At 41.5% G+C, this 12,152-nt stretch carries 12 protein-coding genes and 1 riboswitch; of the genes, 3 read left to right on the forward strand and 9 right to left on the reverse strand.

Annotated elements, in window-relative coordinates:
* Positions 1-1,871, reverse strand: a 1,871-nt coding sequence (locus AC6UD8_RS06910) for a KxYKxGKxW signal peptide domain-containing protein (protein WP_500699899.1), incomplete at its 3' end; no start/stop codon positions are given.
* A gap of 659 nt (positions 1,872-2,530) precedes the next feature.
* On the opposite strand from AC6UD8_RS06910, the gene AC6UD8_RS06915 reads away from it, so the two are divergent.
* Positions 2,531-3,064, forward strand: a complete 534-nt coding sequence (locus AC6UD8_RS06915) for a hypothetical protein (RefSeq protein WP_500694586.1) — start codon at positions 2,531-2,533, stop codon at positions 3,062-3,064.
* A gap of 71 nt (positions 3,065-3,135) precedes the next feature.
* On the opposite strand, the gene AC6UD8_RS06920 is transcribed toward AC6UD8_RS06915, so the two are convergent.
* The 7 genes from AC6UD8_RS06920 to AC6UD8_RS06950 all read right to left on the reverse strand — a co-directional run bounded on the left by AC6UD8_RS06920 (position 3,136) and on the right by AC6UD8_RS06950 (position 8,474).
* The gene (locus AC6UD8_RS06920; protein WP_500696313.1) at positions 3,136-3,765 is read right to left on the reverse strand and encodes a class A sortase; all 630 of its coding nucleotides are present in this window, start codon (positions 3,763-3,765) and stop codon (positions 3,136-3,138) included.
* 71 nt (positions 3,766-3,836) lie between these two features.
* The gene (locus tag AC6UD8_RS06925; RefSeq protein WP_500699900.1) at positions 3,837-4,985 is read right to left on the reverse strand and encodes a glycerate kinase; all 1,149 of its coding nucleotides are present in this window, start codon (positions 4,983-4,985) and stop codon (positions 3,837-3,839) included.
* 86 nt (positions 4,986-5,071) lie between these two features.
* The gene (locus AC6UD8_RS06930; RefSeq protein ID WP_500699901.1) at positions 5,072-6,130 is read right to left on the reverse strand and encodes a carcinine hydrolase/isopenicillin-N N-acyltransferase family protein; all 1,059 of its coding nucleotides are present in this window, start codon (positions 6,128-6,130) and stop codon (positions 5,072-5,074) included.
* Between the two features lie 190 nt (positions 6,131-6,320).
* Complete coding sequence (locus AC6UD8_RS06935) at positions 6,321-6,560, reverse strand: DUF2922 domain-containing protein (RefSeq protein WP_500699902.1); 240 nt, start codon at positions 6,558-6,560, stop codon at positions 6,321-6,323.
* Between the two features lie 14 nt (positions 6,561-6,574).
* A complete protein-coding gene (locus AC6UD8_RS06940) occupies positions 6,575-6,778 on the reverse strand; it encodes a DUF1659 domain-containing protein (protein ID WP_500694590.1) in 204 nt (67 codons plus the stop codon).
* A 68-nt stretch (positions 6,779-6,846) separates the two neighbouring features.
* Positions 6,847-7,362 (reverse strand): sigma-70 family RNA polymerase sigma factor, encoded by a 516-nt coding sequence (locus tag AC6UD8_RS06945; RefSeq protein ID WP_500699903.1) that lies wholly within the window; start codon positions 7,360-7,362, stop codon positions 6,847-6,849.
* 188 nt (positions 7,363-7,550) lie between these two features.
* Positions 7,551-8,474 carry a prenyltransferase gene (locus tag AC6UD8_RS06950; RefSeq protein ID WP_500699904.1) on the reverse strand — a complete coding sequence of 308 codons (924 nt, stop codon included), beginning with the start codon at positions 8,472-8,474 and terminating at the stop codon, positions 7,551-7,553.
* Between the two features lie 276 nt (positions 8,475-8,750).
* Here AC6UD8_RS06950 and AC6UD8_RS06955 point away from each other — a divergent pair, with 276 nt between their 5' ends.
* Both AC6UD8_RS06955 and AC6UD8_RS06960 read left to right on the forward strand, forming a co-directional pair.
* Complete coding sequence (locus AC6UD8_RS06955; protein WP_500699905.1) at positions 8,751-9,347, forward strand: hypothetical protein; 597 nt, start codon at positions 8,751-8,753, stop codon at positions 9,345-9,347.
* Between the two features lie 555 nt (positions 9,348-9,902).
* Positions 9,903-10,000: riboswitch (THF riboswitch) on the forward strand.
* Positions 10,001-10,047: 47 nt separating this feature from the next.
* Positions 10,048-10,593, forward strand: coding sequence for a folate family ECF transporter S component (locus tag AC6UD8_RS06960; protein ID WP_500696001.1), 546 nt, complete (start codon positions 10,048-10,050; stop codon positions 10,591-10,593).
* A 155-nt stretch (positions 10,594-10,748) separates the two neighbouring features.
* Here the strand turns inward: AC6UD8_RS06960 and AC6UD8_RS06965 are convergent.
* The coding region (locus AC6UD8_RS06965) for a fibronectin-binding protein FnbA (RefSeq protein WP_500699906.1) at positions 10,749-12,152 on the reverse strand (1,404 nt) is incomplete at its 5' end.

Here is a 12,152-nt window from a genome sequence, read left to right on the forward strand (position 1 = left end):
ATCATGCCAGGAATATTAGGTAATTGAGGTTGTTGTGCTTTAGTAGGATCGTCTGGTTGCGTTTCGTATGGAACATCATGGGATCCATTGTCAATCGGATTGCCATTGGAATCAACTGGAACTAATTTTCCCAGTTGAGCAACTTGATAATCGATCTTACGGGTTTGTGGAACATAAATTGGGGTAAGAACCACAACTCCATATCCAGGAATATCCCATGAATACTGTTTAGTTGTTGGGTCATAGTTATAACTAGCATCAATATGGTAGGTTGTCTGACCATCACTACCGGGAACAAGGTTTCCGTCTTTATCCGTTAATTGAACACTCATTCCACCATGATCATCAGTTTCAGTATAGGTTACCTCGTAACCTTGTTTCAGATGTGAAACCCACTTAGTCCCAACCACACCAAAACTTGAAATGGTTCCTGTAGCATTTGATGGCTCGGTAGAAATGTAATAAGTGGTGGGAATTTCTGGTGGCATGCCGGTAATATCATATGACTGACCCGCCATTCCAGTGAACTGATGGGTAGCCATGACTTCGCCAGTGTCCTTATTTGTCCACGTAACTGTCGAAGTAACTTTATCTGGAGTATAGGAATTCATAGCTCCAAGATTGGCATCCACTCCGGCTGGGTTATTATAGAACCAGTTTTTTCTGAAAACATACTGTTCAGGATTATCGCCTTCAAATCCCATCGAACTATAGTTATTGCTCCATCTTTTATACTGTATTCCATTAATATAATCGGAGTTATCTACTTCGCCGTCTTGATTAAGAACATAGGTTTTAAGAAGGTTCCCGTCAGCATCAATTTCATTTACATAGACAACTCCGTCACCAGTACGATCAGTTGACCAAACAATCCACTTTACTTTGTTAGTATTGGCAGCATTTTTCACAGTGACAAAACCATACGTAAAGTGATCGGAGTTTGGATCAACCCAAGGAACACCATAAGACTTGTAGTCTGGATCACTAACAGTGATCTTAAATGGTTCAGCAGCAAGATCAGTAGTGGCATTCTTTAGCTGATTCTGGGGATCATTGGTGGCTAAGGCTGCCGCAGTTTGCTTCATGGCTGCTGCTTGATCATCAGTCTTTTGGTTGGCAGCTACCACAGCGTCTTGCTTATTTGCTGTGTTATCACTTGTAGCTGCCTCCTGGTCAGACTTTTGATCAGCTGATGGGTCCTTTAAGGCATCGGCTTCCTTATTTGCCACATCATCATTTTTAGTGGCATCAGCTTTTTTATCAGAAGACTGGTCCTGTGATGCATCATTTTTCTGACTTGAAGCATCGTCACTCTTATTGGCGTCTTGGTCAGTTGCTTGGTCTTTTGCTGAGTCAGCCTTTTGATTGGTAGTGTTGTCATTTTTAGTGGCATCAGCGTCAGCTTGCTTGTCTGATGTGGTGTCATTGTTTTTTGTTATGTTTTGATCAGAGTTTGTTGAATCGGTTTTTTGACTGGTTGTGTCATCACTTTTAGTGGTACTTTGATCGGTTGTCTGATTTTGTGATGAATCGGTTTGCTTAGCTGAAGCGTCATCATTCTTAGTTATGTCTTGAGCAGCAGTAACATTTTGGTTACTTGCTGTGTCATCACTGTTGGTGACGTTCTGTTCAGTTGCCGGATCATTGGTAGTCTGATTTTGCGGTACTGTTACTTGCTTATCAGACGAATCACTATTTTGTGAATTCATCTGAGCGTTGTTAGTAACGTCCGCTTTCACATTATGTTGGTTAGACATAAGGATTCCGCCTGAAATCCCGGCTGAAAACATCGTGACTGTAATTGCACTGAACAGCCATCGTTTACCAGCTTTATACATCTTATAATGTGTTTTGCTATCACGATTAAACATATAAGTAAAAACCTGCCCTTCTAATTTCAAATTAATCTATACTTACCGGCTAACTAAGCCTGAAGCAATTATTGCACAAATTGAAATTGAATTGAACACAATTGTATTTTACACAATGTGTGTAAAATACTGTCATAATAAGCTTTTATTTAGTCTAACGTCATGTGTCTGGTCCCACATAATACTCATTATGTGTAAATAATCACCAAAAAATGTAATGTTTTTGTAACATTAATACTATATATTTAAAAGCAGTAACAAAACTCACTTTCAATCTAAGAAGTAAGTTAAAAAGTACATAAGTACTTTTGTTTCATGGAAATCACAACTAGCACCCACGTAACTAGTAGATCAGCTAATCAAATTAATTCCACCAGAACAAGTATGTGAAACCTTTAAAAAAATTTAATTTGTTATGTACGATCGAGTCCAAAAATAAGAATACTTCTTGTGATGTACATAAAAACTGATTTATAAAGTTTACATCGGTACTCATGCAGGAAACTATAAAGGATATCATATTATAATTGCTATAATACAATTCACATTCAATGGTCGCTTAATGTGTAAAAAGCCTTAATTATCCAAAAGAGTTAAAACAACTCTCGCTAGTGAGTAACTCTCTTAGAATGATTTATATCAAAATTCTGGAGAAAAATATGGCAACCAATGTAACCAAGGACTTAATCGCAAACGAATTTCTAATTCAAGCTAGTCACAAAAGCATCTTTGATATCAACGTGAAATCACTAACAGACTCGGCTGGCGTATCAAGAAAGTCCTTTTATAATAATTTCGAAAGCATTGATGATTTAATCACTTACATTCAAACCACATTATGCAATCAAATTGACGAAGAATTTAATAAGGAAAGTGATCCAGACGACACCTACGTCAATAATTTGATTAATTGCCTACCGGAGCTTGTGTATAAGTATCGCGATCAGATTCGTGTCCTACTCAAACCAAGCCTCAAGGGGATTTTCATGGCTTTTTTACTGAAAAAGTATAAAAGTAACATTATGAACAACTCACCCAACTTTCACGTTAAACAAAAGATTCCCAAAAATATGATTATGAATCTGCAGGCTCAGGCCTTTTTCTTTATTTTGGAGATGTGGATTACCAGTCCAGTCCCAGAGGCACCCCAATCTTTTGAAAAGAAACTTCGCGAATACTTTCAAGACAATTGATATTATCAACTCACGACACAAAAATACCGTGTCGTTATTAGATTAATAACGACACGGTATTTTATTTTGAACTATTTAATTAATTTACCGGACACAATCAACCGTTTGGTTTCACCCGGATTCCCAGAAGCACACGTGACTAGCGTGATTTCTTTTTGGTTGCCATTATCATTAATCACCGAGATGTCATCTTCAGAGACAATCTTCTTACTGGTAATCTTGTAGGTATACTTCTTACTAGGATTGGAAAGGTAGATTTTCTGTCCGACCTTTGCTTTTGATAGCGGTGAAAACAACACGTTTGGGTCCTTCATGTGATGACCCGCCAGGACGTAGTTTTTCTCCCCCATCTTTTCGTCCATCTTCATCGTTCCGGCTCCAATCGTTAAATCATCGTCGTTTAGCCCCTTAAAGATGGGTAAATCAATGTTTAAGTCTGGAATCTTGATGCGGCCAATTGCGGGCGACTGCTTGGCCTTTTGACTCTTCATAATGGCGTTCTCGTCGACCGCCTTCACGTTACTAAAATCATAATCACCCTTACGTTGATTTCCGCGCTTAGCCTCCTGCTTGGTGATACTGTTAGCCTTCTGTCCGCCTTGGTATCCAACCCACCATGAAGTAATCTGAGAATTAAAGACCAGACCAAGCCCGACAACGACCAGGACCACAATTAGAAGGTTCCAAAAAAATTTTTTCATTTTCCTACCGCCATTTCGTAAACGTACTCCACTACTACATACGCTTATTCTACCTTATTTCTATTTAAAATCTAAAGTTTCGAACTGGCTTTGATAATTCTTATAATATTCTCGGTGGTACGTTCGATGTTTTCGGGTCCCCTTTTAAGGGCCTCTTCCATTGACGTCACTCCGTCTAAGATGTCAATCACCGACGACACTCCAGCATCGTACAGATCACTAATTCCTTCACCGATGTGACCCGTCTCAACAAAGACCGGTTTATGGTATTTCTTGGCCAACTTGGCGACTCCAAAGGGCACCTTACCGAACTTGGTCTGGGAGTCAATACTGCCCTCACCAGTGAAAACGCAGTCGGCATGTTTAATCTTTTCTTCTAGTCCGACCGTCTGTTCCACAATCTCAATGCCGGGACGCAACTTGGCCTTTAAAAAGACCATCAGTCCGGCACCAACACCACCAGCGGCACCGCTGCCAGGAACGCTTGTAACGTCCATCCCTAATTTATCGTTAATCACGTGCGCATAACTTCTTAAATTATTGTCCAGTTGCACGACCTGACTAGAGTTGGCACCTTTTTGGGGACCGAACACCGGCGCCGCTCCGTTCTTTCCGACCAGTGGATTAGTCACGTCTGAAGCAACCACGAATTCGGTCTCGGCGATCCGATGATCGAGTCCCGCCACCGAAATGTCGGAGATGCGACCGATTGAGGATCCGTTTGGAATAATGACCTTTCCGTTTTCGTCCATGAACTTGACGCCAAGGGCCGTTGCCATCCCGGTTCCACCGTCAACAGTCGCACTGCCACCGATTCCGATGATGATTTTTTGGGCGCCAAAATCCAAGGCAGCTCTAATCAACTCACCAGTCCCAAGCGTGGTTGTGACCATTGGATTACGACGGTTTTCAGGAATTAACTCCAGTCCACTGGCCTTCGCCATCTCGATGACCGCGGTCTTGCCGTCACCGAGCATTCCAAAGAATGAATCCACCTTCTGACCAGGAATCGGACCATCAACCGTGACGTCAATCTTCCTTCCATGAGTGGCGTCAACCAGCGTGTCAACGGTCCCTTCGCCACCATCAGCCATCGGAACTTTATCAATGTGGGACGACGGATCAACGTTGATAATGCCCGCCGCCATTGCGCCTGCCACTTGTTTGGCTGACATACTGTCCTTAAATGAATCTGGCGCTAAAACAAACCGTAAACTCATGCTCTTCCTCCTTTCGAACTTGTTCATCCATTAAACCGATTATAACGCACAAAAAAAGCACTTCATATATAATGAAGCGCTTTAAATTAATTAACTTGGTAGTGATACTGCTTTTTAAAATTGGCCCCGGTAACCACCGTCATCGTCTTTTGGGAATTATTGTAAAGAACGGTCCACTGGGTTGGACTATCGTCTTGATACGGCATGTGAGGTCCATCGTGCACGTCATCTAACAGTTGCATCCCTTGCTTCTCGGTCTCAATTCCGTGATTCTGATCCAGTTTACCGTTAGCCACGTTGTACCGATCAAAACCAATTCCCTTATGATACTTACTTCCCGGAGTTTGATAGAAGTTAGTCAAGACCTGGTGATTTCCGGTCTGTGGAATTACCGACATCTTGTTATTTTCGTACTCAACCACCGCGCTATTACCCTTAGCGTCGTTGAGCTGGAAGTGGTAACAGCCATCCGCCGACGCATGCATGTCGTACTTTTTAAGGAGACTAATGGCCTGATTCGTGTCTTTAGCGTGGTCCAAAATCATCCGAATGGCTATACTGGTCGTGATGTCCGGCTTACTGGTTTGTTGATTGGTGACCTTGTCAGGGACCCACAACACGGCCGCACTCACACCTTTTTCGTTAATTCCGTCAAACGGAATGTACGGGGCCGCTAGAGAAATTACCTTGTCGGAAAACTTACTCATTGACTGCCGATCCAGTCCCAAAAACTTTAAATCAACCATTGAGATACTCTTGTAGCCGTCTTTCGGTGCCGTCTTAACCACCATTGACGGTGAATACTGCAGGTCAAAATTTCTGCCAAACAGGTGTTGACCGTTGGGTGTCGTGGCCGAAAACGTCGTGCAGGACACCTTAGGAATGTCAATCTTAAGTGGCAGTCCCTTTAAAAGTTGATTGGACGCAAACTGAACCAACTCCTGGTCGTTTGAAGCCCCCTGTTTTAACAATTTATCTAGTCCATAGTCATTTTTGTACGTCATCTTGTACATAGGATAGTTGTTGACCTTTTTCACGGAGTTCAAGGTCGATAATTCGTCGTGAAACATGAAAAAGAGTCCCAACCCGATTACGACCAGCACCGCAATGATTCCGAGTAATCCATATTTAATGATTTTCTTCATTACTTTCGCTCCTCACATGATATTTACCCTATCAAAACGAGTGGCCTTTTAGTTACCGAAATTTTCAGCCCCAATTAAAAACCTGTAAGCACGCCATTTCGGAAAATGAACCCCTGTGACGTAATTCAAACAATGTCGCAAACAAAAAAGCACTCCATCACAGATGAAGTGCTTTTCCTAAATCCGATATTTACTTAACAGCTGGGACTACCGGTGCCTGATAGATCGGATATTTCTTAATTTCCACGTAGCGGGCACAAACCGGTGTGTTGTACAAGTTAACGCCATCCTTTTGAAACATCTCGAGTTTGGCGATGCGGTCCATGGCGTTCTTGACCACTTCTTCGCCTAGAGTACTTGAAGCGTAGCTCAACTTAATGGTCTTGACCTTGTTTTGATCTGATTTAAAAACTAATTCTAAGTTTCTCATGTTCATCCTCCTAATTATTCAGCATCCAAAGTATCAGTGGAACTCAACGTTGCCTTTTTAAATGAGTCACCGGATAATTCCGCTAAAATCACACCGAACTGCTTGATTTGGTCCTCTGAAACGTTCTGCACCAGGTTGTTAAAGGTGTGTTTGGCGTCAGCGTGACCCTCTCCTGCAAGTGTGTATGTTGCACTAGTCTTCATCCAATTTCTTTTCATTTTTTCCATCCTCTTCAGTTTATTTTGTTAAGGCAGTTGGCCAACCCCTTACACCTACTAGAAACGAATCAACTAGTCAATGTGTTACCCCAATTGACCTTTTTGATAATGTGCCTGCGCCACTGATACAAAGTTTTTCTGGATACATGAAGTTCTTTCGCAATTGCCGTCATCGACTGGCCGCGATACAACCGTATCACCAGTTGGCGCTCCCTTTCGTTTAATCGGTTCAGAACTTCTTCAAATACGATGCGCGTTTCAACATCTTCATCACAAGCAGAGATGACATCCAGGTCGGTACTATTTTCAACGTCAATTCTGGAAGTTTGCCTGGTTTCCTTCTTTAATAGATCCAAAAGGTGCCAGTAAACTCCCTGATAAATGAAATTTAATCGACTTTTGTCATCAGTGGGATCACCCGGATAGCGCTGATATGCACTCACAAATGCCAGGCGTCCCTCTGACACCAGGTCCTGATATTGGTCGTGAAACGGTCTGATTCCCAAGCGTTTCAGTACGCCAAAAATCACAACCTCGTGGTCGCCTGCCATTAAAAATCGAAATGCCGTTTGCTCGTTATTCATAAAATTGAATCTCCCTATAGTAGTTTGATCCAAAGGCCTTTGTATCAAGAACTAGCATAAGGTGGGATGAGAATCAGCGCCATCCCGGCAAATGGCGGAATTTTGCCGTCAAAAAAGACGCTAGCAAGGCTAACGTCAAGACATCAAATTTAAAGGTGGAATCCATTTTCCACCTTATCGAGATTAATTTAAAAAAAAGTCATTAATAACTGGCACAGTGCTGACAAAATCAGCGCTAGTAAAATCGCAAAACTGCTCTTGACGGAAAGAATGAACGTCCGTTTTTTGTCCTGAATACGAATAAATTCATGCACATGCCGATAAATTACTGGAATCGTGAACAATACCAGTAACGTACTAACCGGAAGTAGCCGCAACCAGACGGTCACAATCACCATGACATAGGTCACAACGTAATTACCAGTAAAAACCACTAACGACCACTTTTTTCCGATGAAAGACGCTAGGGTATGACGGTTTAATTGGATGTCCTCTTTTACGTCACAAAGGTTATTGGCAAGCATGATGCTAGCGAGTGGAAACAGAGCAAGCGTGGACACCAAAAGGCCATTTAGAAACAGTTGCCAACTAAATTGTGATACCGGCACGTTTACCATGATGACGGTGTAAGTAATCCCCACTCCCATCGTTAGCGAACACGCCATTTCACCAAAGGGCGTGTGAGAGATTGGCATTGGTCCGCTAGCATACAAATAGCTGATGACAAAACCAATCACACCAATTGCTAACAGCCAAATCGTGGTCAAAAAGAGCAAGTATATTCCCAAGATGGCCGTCAGAAACGCAAAGATCATGGTCGTAATCACTGCCGCCTTAAATGAAATCTTGTTGACCCCTAGTGAATTGGTCTGCTCCCGAAACTTCCTGGCTGCCTTTTTCGAAGTCTTAAGGGCGGAGTGATAATCAGCCAGATTATCCAACGAGTTGGCCATCAGCTGGATTAAAAGACACGCTAGTAACAAAATAATAGAATTAAAGACGTCGACTTCCCCGTAATCATAACTGACGAACATTAATCCCAATAAAAAGGGAATCACGGTTGACACAAGTGAACTCGGTTCCGTTAGGGCAATTAATTTATGAATATTCATTTTAACCTCCGGCTGGATTCGTTAAAGAATCCCGCAAAAATTAATTGATTAAGAAAAGATGTAACATAGTGAATTTAGTAACGAATATTAACTATTTAATAAAAATAGCTTTTGCTTTGTTAAATCATCTTTTCTAATAAATACTATTATAATAGCACTTTGTAACCATATTTACATAAAACATTTCAGCTCCACTTCATGTTAATTTATAAACAATATGTTAGACTTTCACGGTCTAATCCTGCTATATTGAGTGGCACAGAAAGGAGGAATACCATGAAACTAAACGAACTTCGAGACGCCCAGTACGTGATCGATCTCGTCCTGATGTATCAAGATGCCTATATCAAGAAGCAACAAAAAGAAAGCCTGTACTCATCGCTTCCAGTATGCGAACTTAACGATCATGAAATCATCCGCTTAAATCCATACAACGTCACCCCAAACTTTAAAGACAAACGCTCAATTTGGGACTTTGTGCCAAATCACAGTCAACTAAACAAAACTGATGATAACTTCCAGGTCCAAACCGACCAAGTCAAAGACCGTGATGAGGCCAACCGACTAGGATTTATCCGCAACCAATTCTTCCAACAGAAGTGTTACAACGGGGTCAACACCATCGGTGACGAATTCTCAGGAAACATTACCACTGTCTCAGACGACGAGAGCCAGTTCCACGACCTAATCGACAACCCAATCATGTTAGTAGAGTATGCGCTCAGTTTTATCTCCGCGCTTAATCTTTCCAAACTTGAAAACGCCATTGACGACAACGTTGCCTATCACGTCGAACACTACGATTTAGGTCAGGTCTTTAACTTTGAGATTTTTGCCGATGACGACGATTTTAAAATCATTAGTTTTCAATAATTTAATTTTGTAATCACAATTTAATTTCCAGAGACTAGCGCCTACAGACGGGCACTAGTCTTTTTCTTACGGTTCATAGTACCTCATTATGAACTAAAAGTACGTTTAATTTTCTTTTAAAATAATGTATTATTTTTACATATGATCTCAATTAATAATTGGTTCCTGTTAGTATCTTAGATGAATAAATTATTGCGGAGTCTGGTAACTTTTAACAACGGGAGTTCGATTCTTCCCTCTGCACTTAACTACTTATTATGTTTAAATTTTAAAAGTTTAATTACGATCTTTAATATATATATGATTTGTACATTCCTCTGGCGGGGCTTTTATAAATAGAAATCATACATAGGTAGTTAATTCCAAAGAGAACTAATCGGAAAGGGACCTTTGATTAATACTTACTTATTAATCAAACCAATTTTCTTATTTTTTCTCTTACCTTAGTCATGGTAGGTCAGCGATGGCTTCGATAATCTGGGTTCGATTCCCAGACTGACCATATTTAACAAAACAATTATCTTAAAAGGAGTATACTTAGAATGTTCTAAAAATTTAGGAGTAGGACCTTGCGCGTTAAGTGTCGGCGGAACGGAATGTGAACGCTGAACGAAAAACTAACAGTTTGCGGTGCTTGGTCCGCATTCGCCACTTTAATTTATGCCAATTTTGGTGGCAGCTCCACTAAGGAGATGTCAGTATGAAGAAAGAATTAGAACATTGGGGGATGCTCCCCCTAAGCACCAAGGGATTAACCTATCTAGCGGTTTTGATGGCCATCAAGATTGTACTAGGTAAGATTCAGTTTCAGACTAGTTATCTGGAGATTGGATTTGGCTTTATTGCCGCTGTATTTATCGCATGGTGGTTTGGCCCGTTCTGGGCCTCCATCTCGGCAGTGATTTTAGATATTCTGCAATCATTTATTAATGGGTACGGCTTTTTCATTGGTTACACTTTTACCGCCGTGTTAGCCGCCCTGATATATAGTTTTGCTTTTTATCACCACCAAAAAATTGGTTGGGTGCGCTTGACGATCACGATGGTAATTGTCACGTTAGTGATTAACGTCTTTTTCAACACCCTCTGGATCTCAATCATGTCCAACACGTCGTTTTTCTATTACCTGCCAATCCGGATTGTCAAAAACATCATCGCAACTCCGATTCAAATCGTAATCCTGTACGTGTTAATGAATAATAGAGTCATTCAGCATATGAAACCAAACGTTTTCAAAAGTAAATAATTATAAAAGGTCCTTGAAGTTAAAAACTTCAGGGACCCTTTTTTAGTCTTCTTACATACACAAAAAGCGACCAAATTCATTTCGAATTTGATCGCTTAATGTTAACAGATACTAAAATCTTTTTTATTTATGGTTTTAACATCTAGTTAAATTGCTTATTGGTTCTTCTTGCGTCTCTTAAGTCCGTTAAGAATTCCCCAAAGTCCAACCATTGCGAGTTCAATAACACCTGCAGCAGTTACTAGGTCATTGTTACTTTGTCCGGTTTGAGGTAATTTGTCTGCTTTATTATTCTTCTTCGCAGTATTTTCACCCTTGTTACCGTGATTATTAGTAGCATTACCGTTGTCTTCTGAGGTATTCGTTGAATGGTTGTCACTCATCGAAGTGCTGGTTGAACCGTTAGTGTTTATAGACAGACTATCGCTCGTCGATTGAGAACCACTTAATGAGGAACTTGCACTGGTACTTGCCGAGTTGACATCACTCATCGAAGTGCTAGTTGATTCACTGGCACTCGTGCTTGCCGAATGATTTGTACTCATTGAAGTGCTCATCGAGCCACTAGCGCTTGTCGATAAGCTATCGCTGGTGGATTGACTGCTACTCAATGAAGCACTGGCACTCGTACTTGCGGAATGATTGTCATTCATTGAAGTACTGATTGAACCACTCGTGCTGGTACTTAGTGAGTCACTTGCACTAGTAGAAATACTATCACTAGTACTGGTTGAGCCACTTACACTTGTGGAATTGCTTAAGCTACCACTTGTGGAAGCACTGCCACTTACCGAAGAACTAGCACTCGTACTTGTAGAATGGTTGTCGCTCATTGAAGTACTCATCGAACCACTGGCACTAGTGGATAAGCTATCACTGGTAGATTGACTGCCGCTTACTGATGAACTAGCACTGGTACTTTCGGAATGATTTGTGCTCATTGAAGTACTCATCGAGTCACTTGCACTGGTTGATAAGCTATCACTAGTGGATTGAGAACCACTCATTGAGGCGCTGGCACTCGTACTTTCGGAGTGATTTGTGCTCATTGAAGTACTCATCGAACCACTCGCACTAGTAGATAGGCTATCGCTCGTTGATTGAGAACCACTTACCGAGGCACTGGCACTGGTACTTTCGGAATGATTTGTGCTCATCGAAGTACTAGTTGAACCACTCGCACTTGTTGATAAGCTGTCGCTGATGGATTGAGAACCGCTCATTGAAGCACTCGCACTGGTGCTTTCGGAATGATTTGTACTCATTGAAGTACTCATCGAACCACTGGCACTCGTTGATAGGCTATCGCTCGTCGATTGACTACCACTTACTGAGGCACTAGCACTGGTACTTTCCGAGTGATTGGTGCTCATCGAAGTACTAGTTGAACCACTGGCACTCGTTGATAGGCTATCGCTCGTCGATTGACTGCCGCTCATTGATGCACTGGCGCTGGTTCTTTCAGAATGATTTGTACTCATTGAAGTACTCATAGAACCACTGGCGCTCGTTGAGAGGCTATCACTCGTCGATTGACTACCACTTACCGAAGCGCTGGC

Source organism: Fructilactobacillus sp. X1R3C1 (assembly GCF_059901545.1).

Excerpts from the sequence above, each read along its gene's own strand:
- AC6UD8_RS06940 (WP_500694590.1), bottom strand. The coding sequence starts at position 6,778 with ATGAAAAGAAATTGGATGAAGACTAGTGCAACATACACACTTGCAGGA.
- AC6UD8_RS06925 (WP_500699900.1), bottom strand. The coding sequence starts at position 4,985 with ATGAGTTTACGGTTTGTTTTAGCGCCAGATTCATTTAAGGACAGTATG.
- AC6UD8_RS06950 (WP_500699904.1), bottom strand. The coding sequence starts at position 8,474 with ATGAATATTCATAAATTAATTGCCCTAACGGAACCGAGTTCACTTGTG.
- AC6UD8_RS06930 (WP_500699901.1), bottom strand. The coding sequence starts at position 6,130 with ATGAAGAAAATCATTAAATATGGATTACTCGGAATCATTGCGGTGCTG.
- AC6UD8_RS06955 (WP_500699905.1), top strand. The coding sequence starts at position 8,751 with ATGAAACTAAACGAACTTCGAGACGCCCAGTACGTGATCGATCTCGTC.
- AC6UD8_RS06945 (WP_500699903.1), bottom strand. The coding sequence starts at position 7,362 with ATGAATAACGAGCAAACGGCATTTCGATTTTTAATGGCAGGCGACCAC.
- AC6UD8_RS06915 (WP_500694586.1), top strand. The coding sequence starts at position 2,531 with ATGGCAACCAATGTAACCAAGGACTTAATCGCAAACGAATTTCTAATT.
- AC6UD8_RS06935 (WP_500699902.1), bottom strand. The coding sequence starts at position 6,560 with ATGAGAAACTTAGAATTAGTTTTTAAATCAGATCAAAACAAGGTCAAG.
- AC6UD8_RS06960 (WP_500696001.1), top strand. The coding sequence starts at position 10,048 with ATGAAGAAAGAATTAGAACATTGGGGGATGCTCCCCCTAAGCACCAAG.
- AC6UD8_RS06920 (WP_500696313.1), bottom strand. The coding sequence starts at position 3,765 with ATGAAAAAATTTTTTTGGAACCTTCTAATTGTGGTCCTGGTCGTTGTC.